General features: G+C 73.5%; 13 protein-coding genes and 1 riboswitch. Of the genes, 8 read left to right on the forward strand and 5 right to left on the reverse strand.

The features are described from left to right. The first annotated feature begins 249 nt into the window (after positions 1-249). A complete protein-coding gene (locus E0F75_RS29840) occupies positions 250-897 on the forward strand; it encodes a DUF4126 domain-containing protein (protein WP_229314064.1) in 648 nt (215 codons plus the stop codon). 42 nt (positions 898-939) lie between these two features. Next, complete coding sequence (locus E0F75_RS29845) at positions 940-2,382, forward strand: NAD(P)/FAD-dependent oxidoreductase (RefSeq protein WP_229314065.1); 1,443 nt, start codon at positions 940-942, stop codon at positions 2,380-2,382. A gap of 42 nt (positions 2,383-2,424) precedes the next feature. Here the strand turns inward: E0F75_RS29845 and E0F75_RS29850 are convergent, their stop codons facing one another. From E0F75_RS29850 to E0F75_RS29870, 5 genes are all read right to left on the reverse strand, one after another. Next, positions 2,425-3,261: a hypothetical protein gene (locus E0F75_RS29850; RefSeq protein WP_229314066.1), complete on the reverse strand. Its 837-nt coding sequence runs from the start codon at positions 3,259-3,261 to the stop codon at positions 2,425-2,427. Between the two features lie 54 nt (positions 3,262-3,315). Then, positions 3,316-4,230 (reverse strand): methylenetetrahydrofolate reductase [NAD(P)H], encoded by a 915-nt coding sequence (gene metF / locus E0F75_RS29855; RefSeq protein WP_229314067.1) that lies wholly within the window; start codon positions 4,228-4,230, stop codon positions 3,316-3,318. 151 nt (positions 4,231-4,381) lie between these two features. Then, positions 4,382-5,041, reverse strand: coding sequence for a thiamine phosphate synthase (gene thiE / locus E0F75_RS29860; RefSeq protein ID WP_229314068.1), 660 nt, complete (start codon positions 5,039-5,041; stop codon positions 4,382-4,384). A gap of 167 nt (positions 5,042-5,208) precedes the next feature. Then, on the reverse strand, positions 5,209-5,574 hold the full coding sequence (locus E0F75_RS29865) for an Rv2175c family DNA-binding protein (protein ID WP_229314069.1): 366 nt from the start codon (positions 5,572-5,574) through the stop codon (positions 5,209-5,211). Between the two features lie 43 nt (positions 5,575-5,617). After that, positions 5,618-6,853, reverse strand: coding sequence for an FAD-dependent oxidoreductase (locus tag E0F75_RS29870; protein ID WP_229314070.1), 1,236 nt, complete (start codon positions 6,851-6,853; stop codon positions 5,618-5,620). Between the two features lie 82 nt (positions 6,854-6,935). Continuing rightward, a riboswitch (TPP riboswitch) is annotated at positions 6,936-7,049 on the forward strand. Here E0F75_RS29870 and thiO point away from each other — a divergent pair. The 6 genes from thiO to E0F75_RS29900 all read left to right on the forward strand — a co-directional run bounded on the left by thiO (position 7,047) and on the right by E0F75_RS29900 (position 12,964). Beyond that, positions 7,047-8,393, forward strand: coding sequence for a glycine oxidase ThiO (gene thiO / locus E0F75_RS29875; protein ID WP_229314071.1), 1,347 nt, complete (start codon positions 7,047-7,049; stop codon positions 8,391-8,393). Its footprint overlaps the riboswitch before it by 3 nt. Next, a complete protein-coding gene (gene thiS / locus E0F75_RS29880) occupies positions 8,390-8,590 on the forward strand; it encodes a sulfur carrier protein ThiS (RefSeq protein WP_030314461.1) in 201 nt (66 codons plus the stop codon). The genes thiO and thiS overlap by 4 nt, the downstream gene beginning before the upstream one ends. A gap of 5 nt (positions 8,591-8,595) precedes the next feature. Beyond that, positions 8,596-9,390, forward strand: a complete 795-nt coding sequence (locus E0F75_RS29885; protein WP_229314072.1) for a thiazole synthase — start codon at positions 8,596-8,598, stop codon at positions 9,388-9,390. Positions 9,391-9,485: 95 nt separating this feature from the next. After that, positions 9,486-11,408: a Stk1 family PASTA domain-containing Ser/Thr kinase gene (gene pknB / locus E0F75_RS29890; RefSeq protein WP_229314073.1), complete on the forward strand. Its 1,923-nt coding sequence runs from the start codon at positions 9,486-9,488 to the stop codon at positions 11,406-11,408. Between the two features lie 6 nt (positions 11,409-11,414). Beyond that, a complete protein-coding gene (locus E0F75_RS29895) occupies positions 11,415-12,266 on the forward strand; it encodes a deoxyribonuclease IV (protein ID WP_229314074.1) in 852 nt (283 codons plus the stop codon). Positions 12,267-12,349: 83 nt separating this feature from the next. After that, positions 12,350-12,964 (forward strand): DUF4396 domain-containing protein, encoded by a 615-nt coding sequence (locus E0F75_RS29900; RefSeq protein ID WP_229314075.1) that lies wholly within the window; start codon positions 12,350-12,352, stop codon positions 12,962-12,964. Positions 12,965-12,988: the final 24 nt, after the last annotated feature.

The following is a 12,988-nucleotide window of genomic DNA, read 5'->3' on the forward strand; positions in this document are numbered from 1 at the left end:
GGCCGGTCCTTCGAGGCTCGATCCCCCCGAGCCTCGCCGGACCGGCCTTCGCCGTACGTCCCCCGTGACACCCCCGTGCCCCGTTGCGGCAGGCACGCGGCCCCGGTTCCGCCGCCCCGTGTCGGCGGTTCCCGGGGCCGCGCCCCTTCCGTGGACTCCACTCTTCCGTCTCTGCGTCCCGGACTCATCCGCGTACCTACTCATCTCGCCCCCTAGGTACGGGTACTCAGACTGGTTACGATCGCGGGCGTGTCCGTACTCCCCCTGGTGTTCACCAGCGGCTGGGCGAGCGGGATCAACGCGTACGCGGTGGTCCTGCTGTTCGGCGTATTCGGCGCGACCGGGCTCACCGACGAGGTGCCCGAGTCCTTGCAGCGCACCGATGTCCTCGTCGTGGCCGGCGTGCTCTTCCTGTGCGAGGCGGTGGCGGACAAGATCCCGTACGTCGACTCGATATGGGATGCCGTCCACACGGTGATCCGGCCGATCGCGGGGGCCGTGGTCGGCGCCCTGCTCGCCGGGCAGAACGGTTCGCTGCCCGAGCTGGCGGCGGGCGCGGTCGGCGGTTCGACGGCCCTGCTGAGCCACTTCGTCAAGGCCGGGACGAGGATGGCGGTCAACACCACGCCCGAGCCGTTCTCCAACGTCGCGCTGAGCCTGGCGGAGGACCTCGGGGTGGCGGCCATCGTCACCTTCGCGCTCTTCCATCCGGTGGCGGCGGCGAGCATCGCGGGCGCGCTGCTCATCGGCGGCCTGGTGATACTGATCTTCCTCGCCCAGCGGATCCGTCGCTTCCTGCGCCGCAGGTCGCAGCGGCGCGAGGAGAGACGGCTCGCGGACGCGGAGGCGCGCGCCCGCGCCCGGCCGCCGTCCGGCGACGGTTCGGAACACTTCTGAGCCCGTTCGGGACTGTCCGAGGCGCCGGATAGGGTCGCTGACATGGCACGGATTGTGGTGATCGGCGCGGGACTCGGCGCCATGGCGGCGGCGGCCCGGCTGGCCGTGGCGGGCCACCGGGTGACGGTGTACGAGCGGGGGACGACGTACGGCGGGGCGGTCGGCCGCTTCGCGCGCGACGGGTTCGCGTTCGACACGGGCCCGGGACTGCTGCATCTGCCCGCCGTGTACCGGGACCTGTTCGTGAAGACCGGCAGGGAACCGCTGGAGGAGTGCGTCACGCTGACGCAGGTCGACCCGGCCAGCCGTCATGTCTTCGCCGACGACACCCGCGTGGACCTGCCGAACGCCTCCCGGGCCGGCACGATCGCCGCCCTGGACACCGCGCTCGGCGCCGGCGCGGGCGAGCGGTGGGGCGAGTTCCTGGTCCGGGCCCGCGAGGCCTGGGACCGCACCCGCCGCCCGCTCCTGGAGGAGCCGCAGCCCGCCGACCCGGCGCCGCTGGCCCGTGAGCCGTACCCGGCCCTGAAGGCGGGCCTGTTGCGCCGCCCGACGACGACGCTCGCGCAGGTCGGGGCACGGGAGCTGCGGGACCCCCGGCTCGCCGCCCTCCTCGACGCGTACGCGTGGTCGTACGGCTTCGACCCGGCGACGGCCCCGGCCTCGGCCGCCGTCCTGCCGTACATGGAGCAGACCTTCGGCAGCTGGTACGTGGGCGGGGGCCTGCGGGCGCTCGCCGACGCGGTGTACGAGCGCTGCCGGAAGCGGCGGGTCGAGTTCGTCTTCGACACGCCCGTGGAGGACGTCCTGGAGAAGGACGGCCGGGCGGTCGGTGTGCGCCTGGCGGGCGGCAAGACCGTCGAGGCCGACCATGTCGTCTCGGGTGCCCCGGTGCCCGCTCTCTACCGCGATCACGTCGTCGAGTGGGGCCACGGCGACGACCGGCCGCACCACCAGGTCACCGGGACCGGCCGGGTGACGGTCTGTCTGGCGCTGCGCGGTCCCCGCGAGGCGGAGGCGGTCCACCGCACCGTCGTCCACGCGGCGGGCGAGCGGCCGACGGTGACGGTGCTGCGCCCGGACGACCCGGCGCTGCGCCCGGACGCGGACCACGAGTCGGTGACGGTCACGGCGACCGTGCGTACGTCTCCGGAGCGGGACGCGGCCGCGTGGGAGGCCTTCGCCGGGCGGATGGTCGAGGCGGCCGGGTACGCGGTCCCGGGGCTGCGGGAGCGGCTGTTGTGGCGGCACGTCCGCACCCCGGAGGACGTACGGCGGGACACGGGCGTCGCCGAGGTGCCGGGGCCCGCGCTCGGCGGGGCCGGCGGACGGCTGCTCCCGGCCGGCAACCGCTCGCCGCTGCCGGGCCTCTGGTTCGCCGGGGGCTGGTCCCACCCGGGCGGCGGGCTTGCCCACGCGGGCATGTCGGGCGCGCTGGTGGCCGGGTTCATCGTGGAGGGCGCGGACTTCCGCGGCTCCCGGTAGACGGACGTGGGGCCCGGCGGATGCGCCGGGCCCCACGGTCGGTCAGTACCGGTACTGCTGCTGGTCGTCCGGGTGCGGCTCGTAGCCGTACTGGCCCGGTCCCTGTGGCTGCTGCTGCGGCTGGGGCGGCTGGTCGGTGTCGCGCTGCTGCGGGACCCAGACCCCGCCGGGCGGGGTGTCGTAGGTGTACGAGGGGGCGTACGGGTCGCCGTAGTACGAGCCGTACTGCTGGCCGTCCGTACCGGGGCCGATGTACGGGTCGGAGTAGGCGGCGTACTGCTGCTGCCCGGCGGCCTGGCCGTAGTCGTAGGCGGGCTGCTGCTGCTCGTACGCGGGCGCGTAGGGGTCGTACCCGGTCTGGTAGCCCGTCTCGTATCCGGTGCCGGGGGCCTGGGAGGCGCCGTGGGCCGGGTCCTGGCCCATGTTGTAGACGCCGTACTGGCCGGTGTCCTCGGGCATCGGCAGGGGCTCGTAGACCGCGGTGGTCTCGGCGGCGGACGGAGCCTCGGCCCCCTCGGGTCCGGCGTACGGGGTGTGCTCGGCCTCGTAGGAGAGCTCGGTGACCTCGAGGGTGGGTCCGGCCTGCGGCGGAGCGGCGGACCTGCGGCGACGGCTCGCGCCCGGGTTGCCGCCGAGCGCCCAGCCGGTGGAGAAGCCGCGGCGGAAGGAGAGCGTCACATAGGTCTGGCCGACGGCGAAGGCGACCGCCCCGACGATGATGACCGCCACCAGGGACAGCAGGACGCCGAGGACCACGCCGAGGAAGCCGCAGAAGGCGAGCACCCGCCAGCGCAGTCGCGCCTTGTACTGGAGGAGCACCTCCCCCAGCAGCCACAGCGCAACCACGCCGAATGCGATGTAGAGGACCGTCCACCCCATGCCCCGCCGCCCCTCTCCACGGTCACCGCCGCGGGTCGGGGCGGGTACGACCGGTCACGACTGCTGGTGCAGTCCGAGATTCTCGTAGATCTCGATCGCGGTGGAGCTGTTCAGCGTGATGAAGTGCAGTCCGGGGACACCCTCGGAGAGCAGCCGCGCGCAGAACTCCGTCGCGAACTCGATACCGATGGAGCGTACAGCGGCGGGATCGTCCTTGACGGCGAGGATGCGCTCTTTCACATCCGCGGGGAAGTGAGCGTTGCTCAGCTGGTGCAGTCGGCCGAGGGTCTTCACGTTCACAACGGGCATGACCTCGGGGATGATCGGGGTCTCGCAGCCCGCCTTGGCGACGCTGTCCCGCAGCCGCAGATAGTTCTCGGGGTCGAAGAACATCTGGGTGATCGCATAGTCGGCACCGGCGCGGCACTTGTCCACGAAGTGCCGGATGTCCGTGTCCCAGTCGAGGGAGCGGGGGTGCATCTCCGGGAAGGCGGCGACGCCGACGCAGAAGTCGCCCGATTCCTTGATCAGCCGGACGAGGTCGGCGGCGTACTTGACGCCCTCGGGGTGCTCGACCCAGTCCCCCAGCGGGTCGCCCGGCGGGTCGCCGCGGACGGCGAGCATGTTGCGGATGCCGGCGTCGGCGTACTGGCCGAGGACGTTGCGCAGCTCGGCGACCGAGTGGTCGACGGCCGTGAGGTGGGCGACCGGGGTGAGCGTGGTGTCGGAGGCGATCTTCTGGGTGGCCTTGACGGTGCCGCCGCGGGTGGAGCCGCCGGCGCCGTAGGTCACGGAGACGAAGCTGGGGCCGACCGCCTCGACGCGGCGCATCGCGTTCCAGAGGACCTGCTCGCCCTTCTCGGTCCGGGGCGCGAAGAACTCGAAGGAGTACGACGTGCCGCCGGAGGCGAGGATCTCGCGGACCGTGCGGGCGCGGTCCGAACGGACGGAAGCGGTACCAAGGGCCATACGGGCAGGTTAGACGGGCTGCGCGGAGGTGCGTGAACGCCGTCCGAGTGGTGGACACAGTTTTGGACAGTCGGCGGGGCGGATCGATGGACGAACCTCCGACGGATCCCCCGGCGCCGCCCCACGAGCCCCGAGCCGCCGGACGGAGGCCCTACTCCCCCGCGCGCTCCCGTACCCGCTTGGCGAGCGCGGCCGTCGCGGCGGCCGGGTCGTCGGCCTCGGTGATGGCCCGGACGACGACGATCCGGCGCGCGCCCGCGTCCAGGACTTCGTCCAGATTCGACTCGTCGATGCCGCCGATGGCGAACCAGGGGCGGTCCTGGGCCAGGCCCGCCGTGTACCGCACGAGGCCGAGGCCCGGCGCGTACCGTCCGGGCTTGGTGGGGGTGGGCCAGCAGGGGCCGGTGCAGAAGTAGTCGACGCCGGGCTCGACGGCGGCCGCGGCCGCCTCGGTCTCGGCGTGGCAGGAGCGGCCGATCAGTACGTCGTCACGGCCGCCGAGGATCGCCCGGGCGGCGGGCACGGGCAGGTCGCCCTGGCCCAGGTGCAGTACGTCGGAGCCGATGGCGTGGGCGACGTCGGCCCGGTCGTTCACGGCGAGGAGCCTGCCGTGCCGGCGGGCGGCCTCGGCGAAGACGGCGAGGTGCTCCAGCTCCTCACCCGCCTCCATGCCCTTGTCGCGGAGCTGCACGATGTCCACGCCGGAGGAGAGCACGGCGTCGAGGAAGGCGGGCAGGTCGCCCTGGCGCTTCCGGGCGTCGGTGCACAGGTAGAGCCGGGCGTCGGCGAGCAGCTCACGAGGCGTGGGCATGGGTGGTTCCCCCCGTCGGTGGCACGGGGTCGCTCCCCGTGGGTGTCGCGGGGCGGTACCCCGGCGGTGCGGCGCGGGGTTCCCCGCGTCGGTGGCGCGGGGCCGCGGCGGCCCGGCCGTGGGGCCGGTCGCCGCGACATCCGCTCATGGTGTCCTTCGGTGGCGCGTCAGATGGCGAGCGCCTGGGCGCGGCGCTTCACCTCCGTGCCGCGGTTCTCGTTGAGCGCCTGCGCGGGCGTGCCCGGCAGGCTCTCGTCCGGAGTGAAGAGCCACTCCAGGATCTCCTCGTCGGTGAAGCCGTCGTCCCGCAGTACGGTCAGGAGCCCGACGAGCCCCTTGACGATCTTGTCGCCCTGGATGAAGGCGGCGGGGATCTGCAGGGCGTTGTTCTCTCCACGGCGCACGGCGATGAGCTGACCGTCCTTGATCAGCTGCCGCACGCGCGTCACCTCGACATCGAGCATCTCCGCGATGTCGGGCACATAGAGCCAGGCGGGGACGAGCGCATCGATCTTTACGTCAATCTCGGTCACAGGACAAGCCTGCCATCCCGGACTGACAGTCGGTAGTCGGGGCCTAGGCGACTGCCGCCTTCAGGGGGACGGAGGGGTCCGCCGCGCGCGTGGGGTCGACGGCGGTGGCCGTCTCGATGAGCTTGCGGCCCTGGGCCAGGTCGCGGGGGCGGCCGACCGCGAGCAGGGCCACCGGGACCCCGGCCCGCAGCCACAGCACGGACCAGGTCTTCTCCGCCGGGTCGCCGCGCCAGAGCAGCTCGTCCGCGTCCGCGTGGTGCCCGGCGTACTGGACGAAGCGGCCGAACTGCTCGGACCAGAAGTACGGGACGGGGTCGTACGGCCCGGAGTCCGCCCCCGTACCGGACCGGGTGATCGTCGCGGCGACCGTGCGGGGGCCCTGGAGCGCGTTGTCCCAGTGGTGGACGAGGAGGCGTCGCCCGTAGCGGGCGGAGGGGAAGGAGGCGCAGTCCCCGACGGCGTACACATCGGGCAGGCTGGTGCGCAGCCGCTCGTCGGCGGTGACGGCCCCGCTCGGGTCGAGGGCGATCCCGGAGCCGGTGAGCCATCCGGTGGCGGGGAGGGCGCCGATGCCGACGACGACGGCGTCGGCGGGCAGCTCCCGGCCGTCGGCGAGGACGACCCTCCCCGGCTCACCGGGCTCGACGGTGCGGACGCGCGCGTGGGTGAGGAGTTCGGCGCCGTTCTCGCCGTACCACTCGGCCATGGGGGCGGTGACCTCGACGGGCAGGGCTCCGGCGAGGGGGCGGTCGGCGGCCTCGACGACGGTGACGGCGCAGCCGGCCTCGCGGGCGGCGGTGGCGAACTCCGCGCCGATCCAGCCGGCTCCGACGACCACGACGCTGTGCCGGCGCTCCAGGACGGGCCCGAGGCGGACGGCGTCGTCGAGGGTCCGCAGCAGATGGACCCCGGGGACGCCTTCGGTGCCGGGCAGGGTGATCGGCTGGGCGCCGGTGGCGACGACCAGGATGTCGTACGCGACGGGCCCGGCCTCGGTGTCGATCTCGTGGTCGTCGGCGCGCAGCCCGGTGACGTCGAGGCCGAGGCGGAGTTCGACGCCGAGCTCCTCGAAGTCGACGTCGAAGGCGGAGCCCTCGGCCTTGCCGAGGAGGACGGCCTTGGAGAGCGGGGGCCGGTCGTAGGGCTGGTGGGGCTCGGCCCCGATGAGGGTCACCGGGCCGGTGAAACCCTGTTCGCGCAGGGCGACGGCGGTCTGGACGCCCGCCATGCCGGCGCCGACGATCACGACGTGCTGCTGTGCCTGCTTCTGCTCGCTCACCCGACCACCTTACGCATCTGACGGACCGTCAGGAAGGGAGGGGTCTGCGGCCCCCCGGAGGCGGAAGCTAGTGTGTCGGGCGTAAAGCACTCGCGGGAGCCCGGACGCACCGGGCTGAGAGGGAGGCTGGGACGGCCTCCGACCGTACGAACCTGATCCGGGTCATGCCGGCGAAGGGAGGGGCTGGACGCCCATGCGTTCTTCCGAAGTCCACGTGTCCGAAGTCCATGTGTCCGGGGACCGCGCGTCCGGGGCGGACGTGCCGGATGCCGCCGCATCCGCCGCGAACGTGCCGGCTGCCGCCGTGCCGGATGCGGGTCCGTCCGCCGCCGGTCTGCCCGATGCGGGTCCGTCCGACGGCCGCGGGGCCGGTGCCCGCGGCGCCGACGTCCTCGTCGTCGGGGGCGGCATCATCGGCCTTGTCACGGCCTGGGGGGCCGCGCGACGCGGCCTGCGCACCGCCGTGATCGACCCGGCCCCGGGCGGCGGCGCCGCCCACGTCGCGGCCGGGATGCTCGCCGCCGTCACCGAACTCCACTACGGCGAGGAGACCCTCCTCGGGCTCAACCTCGCCTCCGCCGCGCGCTATCCCGCGTTCGTCGCCGAGCTTCAGGAGGCCACCGGCCACGACGTCGGCTACCGCGCCTGCGGCACCCTCGCCGTCGCCCTCGACGCCGACGACCGGGCCCACCTGCGCGAACTGCACGCCCTGCAGACCCGCTGCGGGCTCACCTCGGAGTGGCTCAGCGGCCGCGAGTGCCGCCGCCTCGAACCGATGCTGGCCCCGGGAGTGCGCGGCGGGCTCCGGGTGGACGGCGACCACCAGGTCGATCCGCGCCGGCTCGCCGCCGCGCTCCTCGTCGCCTGCGAACGGGCCGGGGTGGTCTTCCACCGCGACCTCGCGCAGAACCTGACGGTGGTACGGGACCGGGCGCGCGGTGTCGTGCTCGCCGGGGGCGGGGAACTGACGGCCGACCAGGTCGTCCTCGCCGCGGGCAGCCTGAGCGGCCGCCTCGCGGGCGTGCCGGACGAGGTGCTTCCGCCGGTGCGCCCGGTGAAGGGCCAGGTGCTGCGGCTGCGCGTACCGGCCCCGTACGCCCCCTTCCTCTCCCGGACGGTCCGGGCCGTGGTCCGCGGCAGCCACGTCTACCTGGTGCCCCGCGAGAACGGCGAACTCGTCGTCGGCGCCACCAGCGAGGAACTCGGCTGGGACACCACGGTGACGGCGGGCGGGGTGTACGAGCTGCTGCGCGACGCCCACGAACTCGTCCCCGGGCTCACCGAGCTACCGCTGACCGAGACCCTGGCGGGCCTGCGCCCCGCGTCGCCCGACAACGCGCCGCTGCTCGGCCCCACCGCCCTGCCCGGCCTGCACCTGGCCACCGGCCACTACCGCAACGGGGTCCTGCTCACCCCCGTCACCGGCGACGTCATGGCCGAGGTGCTCACCACGGGGGTCCTCCCCGACGAGGCCCGCCCCTTCACCCCCCGCCGTTTCTCCCCCGCGCCCGCGTCCGTACGTCAGGAGCAGCCCGCATGAACGTGTCCGTGAACGGAGAGGCCCGCGTGCTCTCCGGCCCCGTCTCCCTCGACGCCCTCGTGGCGACCCTGACCAAGGCCCGCTCCGGGGTCGCCGCCGCCCTCAACGAGACGGTCGTACCGCGCGGCGAATGGGAGACGACACTCCTCGGCGAAGGCGACCGGGTGGAAGTCCTCACCGCGGTCCAGGGAGGCTGAGCGCGATGTCCGACGACGTGTTCACCCTCGGCGGTACGGAGTTCTCCTCGCGGCTCATCATGGGCACCGGCGGGGCGCCCAGCCTCGACGTCCTGGAGCGCTCGCTGGTCGCCAGCGGTACGGAGCTGACGACGGTCGCGATGCGGCGCCTGGACCCGACCGTCCAGGGCTCGGTCCTCTCCGTCCTGGAACGGCTCGGCATCCGGGTCCTGCCGAACACGGCGGGCTGCTTCACCGCGGGCGAGGCGGTCCTGACCGCCCGCCTGGCCCGCGAGGCGCTCGGCACCGACTGGATCAAGCTGGAGGTCGTCGCGGACGAGCGGACGCTGCTGCCGGACGGGGAGGAACTCCTCGTGGCGGCCGAGACGCTGGTCGACGACGGCTTCACCGTCCTCCCCTACACCAACGACGACCCGGTCCTCGCACGGAAGCTGGAGGACGTGGGCTGCGCGGCGATCATGCCGCTCGGCTCCCCGATCGGCTCGGGCCTCGGCATCCGCAACCCGCACAACTTCCAGCTGATCGCGGAACGGGCCGGGGTGCCGGTGATCCTCGACGCGGGGGCCGGCACGGCGTCGGACGCGGCGCTCGCGATGGAGCTGGGGTGCGCGGCGGTGATGCTGGCGTCGGCGGTGACCCGCGCCCAGGAACCGGTCCTGATGGCTTCGGCGATGCGGCACGCGGTGGAGGCGGGGCGGCTGGCGTACCGGGCGGGGCGGATCCCGCGCCGCCACTTCGCGGAGGCGTCGTCCCCCGTGGAGGGCCGCCCCGCCCTGGACCCGGAACGCCCGGCCTTCTGACCACCCGCCCCTCGCCGTGCGGGGCTCGTCACAGGTGGGTCGCAGTCGGGGGCGCACGGCCGAGCCCCCGGCCACCCCCTCGTAGACTCGACGCCGTGGACACGACCCTTCAGGACCCCCTCGTCGGGCGGCTGCTCGACGGCCGCTACCGCGTCGACGCGCGCATCGCCGTCGGCGGGATGGCCACCGTCTACCGGGCCGTGGACACCCGCCTCGACCGCGTCCTCGCGCTCAAGGTGATGCACCCCGCCCTCGCCGCCGACGCCGCGTTCGTCGAGCGCTTCATCCGCGAGGCGAAGTCCGTCGCCCGTCTCTCGCACCCCAACGTCGTCGGCGTCTTCGACCAGGGCGCCGAGGGCGCGTACGTCTACCTGGCGATGGAGTACGTCGCCGGCTGCACCCTCCGTGACGTCCTGCGCGAGCGCGGCGCCCTCGCGCCCCGGGCCGCCCTGGACATCCTGGAGCCGGTGCTCGCCGCGCTCGGCGCCGCGCACCGGGCCGGGTTCGTGCACCGGGACATGAAGCCGGAGAACGTCCTGATAGGGGACGACGGCCGGGTCAAGGTCGCCGACTTCGGTCTCGTACGGGCCGTGGGCTCGGCGACCGCCACCACCGGCTCGGTCCTCGGGACCGTCTCGTACCTGGCGCCGGAGCAGATCGAGCACGGCACCGCCGACACCCGCGCCGACGTGTACGCCTGCGGTGTCGTCCTCTACGAGATGCTGACGGGCGGCAAGCCGCACTCCGGCGACACCCCCGCACAGGTGCTCTACCAGCACCTCAGCACGGACGTGCCCGCCCCCTCCGCGGCCGTTCCCGGGCTCGCAGTGGAACTGGACGAGCTGGTCGCGGCGGCCACCGCCCGTAACCCCGAGGTCCGCCCGTACGACGCCGTCGCCCTGCTCGCCCTGCTGCGGGAGGCCCGCGCCGCGCTCCGCGAGGAGCAGTTGGACGCCGTGCCGCCGCAGGCCCGGTCCGGGGCCCGGGACACCACGGACGACCGGACCAGCGTGATCCCCCGGGCGGTACCGGTCGCGGCCGAGACCGGGGCCGGGACCGACGCGCACGAAGTGCTGCACACGAACCGGCTGCCGGCCCCCGAGCCGCCCGCGCACGGCCGGCGTCGCCGGCCCCCGCGCGGCCCTCTGCTCCTCGTCCTGGGCGTACTGCTCGCCCTCGGCCTGGGCACCGGTGTCTGGTACATCAATTCGGGCCAGTTCACCCGCGTCCCCGCCGTGCTCGGCCAGACGGAGACCGAAGCGGCCAGGCGGATCACCGATGCCGGCCTTGAGGTCGGCACGACGAAGCGCGCGTTCAGCGACGTGTACGAGCGCGGCACCGTCATGGCCGTCGACCCGGCTCCCGGCGAGCGCCTCCGGGACAACGGCACGGTCACGCTGACCCTCTCCCGCGGTCCCGAGATCGTGAAGGTGCCCAACCTCAAGAACAAGCCCCTCGCCGAGGCCAGGCGCGTCCTCGCGGAGGAGGGCCTGGTCGCCGGGGTGATCACCCAGAAGTTCAGCGACACCGTCGCCCAGGGGGCCGTGATCGGCTCCGACCCCGAGCCCGGAACCGAGCGGGCCCCCGACTCCGCCGTCGCCCTGGTGGTCAGCAAGGGCTCCCCGATCGACGTCCCCGACGTCACCGGCGAGACCGTCGACGACGCCACGGCCCTGCTCCAGGGCGCGGGGCTCAAGGTGGTCCTCGCCCCGGAGCGGATCAACTCCCCCGAGGTCGCCGGATCCGTCGCCGCCCAGTCCCTCGCCGAGGGCAGCCGGGCCGCCGAGGGCGACACGGTCACCCTCACCGTCTCCAAGGGCCCCCGGCTCGTCGAGGTCCCGGACGTCGTCGGCGAGACGGTCGACGACGCCCGTACGGCCCTGGAGGACGAGGGCTTCGAGGTGGAGGTCAAGAAGTCCTTCCCCTACCTGGGCAGCGAGGTCACGGGCCAGTCCGTGGAGGGCGGTTCCACCGCGCCCGAGGGCTCCACCGTCACGATCACGATCAAGGGACTGTAGAAACTGATGCGCAACCCCGTCGGCGGCCATGTCCCGGTGGCCGGTGGCCTCGCGAAGGTCGGCCTGGGCTACGCCCGTGAGCTCGGCGCCGAGACCGTGCAGGTCTTCGTCGCCAACCCGCGCGGCTGGGCCACCCCGCCCGGGAACCCCGCCGAGGACGAACGGTTCCGCGCCGAGTGCGCCGCCGAGTCGATCTCGGCCTGGGTCCACGCCCCGTACCTGATCAACTTCGGTTCCCACACCGAGGCCACCGCGGAGAAGTCGGTGGAGTCGATGCGGCACTCGCTGCGGCGGGGCCGGGAGATCGGCGCGAAGGGCGTGGTGGTGCACACCGGCTCGGCGACCGGCGGCCGCCCGCGCGCGGTGGCGCTCGCGCAGGTCCGGGAGCTGCTGCTGCCGCTGCTCGACGAGCTGACGCACGACGACGACCCGGATCTGCTCCTGGAGTCGACGGCCGGCCAGGGCTTCTCGCTCTGCTCGCGGGCGGAGGACTTCGGGCCGTACTTCGAGGCGCTCGACCGGCACCCGAAGCTGGGGATCTGCCTGGACACCTGCCACATCTTCGCCGCGGGCCACGACCTGACCGGTCCGCACGGCGCGGCGCAGACGCTCGACCAGCTGGTGGAGACGGTGGGCGAGGGACGGCTGAAGCTGATCCACGCCAATGACTCCCAGGACGTCGTCGGCGCCCGCAAGGACCGGCACGCGAACATCGGCGTGGGCCACATCGGCGAGGACGCGTTCCGCAACCTGCTCCGTCACCCGGCGACCGAGGGCGTGCCCCTGATCATCGAGACGCCCGGCGGCACGGCGGGACACCTCGCGGACGTGGAGCTGCTCAAGAAGCTGAGGGACTGACACGGTTTCCCGTTGAGGAATACCCCAGGGGGGTATACGGTTCCTGTAACGGCAGGAACCGCTACCCGACCCTGGGGGCACCCATGCAGCACGACGCGCACGCCCATCACGACCACAGCGCTCACAGCACCCACGCCGACCACGAGAGCCACGACGGCCACGACGGCCACGACGGCCACAAGGGACACGAGGGTCACGAAGGCCGGCAGGAGCAGCACGGCGGGCACCACGAGGGCCACGGCGCCCACCACGCCCCCGGCAAGGCCTCCTGGTCGATGGCGGCCAGGGCGACGCTGCACTGCCTCACCGGCTGCGCCATCGGCGAGGTCCTCGGCATGATCATCGGCACCGCGCTCGGCTGGGGCAACATGGAGACGATGATCCTCGCGATCATCCTGGCCTTCTTCTTCGGCTACGCGCTGACCCTGCGCGGAATCCTCGCCGCCGGCGTCGATTTCAAGACAGCCTTCAAGGTCGCGCTCGCCGCCGACACCCTGTCCATCGCGGTCATGGAGATCATCGACAACGGCGTCATCGCCCTCTGGCCCGGCGCCATGGACGCCCATCTGTCCGACCCGATCTTCTGGATCGTGCTCGCCATCGCGCTCGCCGCCGCCTTCGTGATCACCACTCCGGTCAACAAGTGGCTGATCGGCCGCGGCAAGGGGCACGCGGTGGTCCACCAGTACCACCACTGACCTGCGACACCACGCCGAAGAACG

This window comes from Streptomyces sp. CB02980, assembly GCF_014451325.2.
Taxonomy (GTDB): domain Bacteria; phylum Actinomycetota; class Actinomycetes; order Streptomycetales; family Streptomycetaceae; genus Streptomyces.

Bases quoted from the DNA above. Each gene is read 5' to 3' on its own strand.
- E0F75_RS29845 (WP_229314065.1), top strand. From the start codon at position 940: ATGGCACGGATTGTGGTGATCGGCGCGGGACTCGGCGCCATGGCGGCG.
- E0F75_RS29850 (WP_229314066.1), bottom strand. From the start codon at position 3,261: ATGGGGTGGACGGTCCTCTACATCGCATTCGGCGTGGTTGCGCTGTGG.
- metF (WP_229314067.1), bottom strand. From the start codon at position 4,230: ATGGCCCTTGGTACCGCTTCCGTCCGTTCGGACCGCGCCCGCACGGTC.
- thiE (WP_229314068.1), bottom strand. From the start codon at position 5,041: ATGCCCACGCCTCGTGAGCTGCTCGCCGACGCCCGGCTCTACCTGTGC.
- thiO (WP_229314071.1), top strand. From the start codon at position 7,047: ATGCGTTCTTCCGAAGTCCACGTGTCCGAAGTCCATGTGTCCGGGGAC.
- thiS (WP_030314461.1), top strand. From the start codon at position 8,390: ATGAACGTGTCCGTGAACGGAGAGGCCCGCGTGCTCTCCGGCCCCGTC.
- E0F75_RS29885 (WP_229314072.1), top strand. From the start codon at position 8,596: ATGTCCGACGACGTGTTCACCCTCGGCGGTACGGAGTTCTCCTCGCGG.
- E0F75_RS29895 (WP_229314074.1), top strand. From the start codon at position 11,415: ATGCGCAACCCCGTCGGCGGCCATGTCCCGGTGGCCGGTGGCCTCGCG.
- E0F75_RS29900 (WP_229314075.1), top strand. From the start codon at position 12,350: ATGCAGCACGACGCGCACGCCCATCACGACCACAGCGCTCACAGCACC.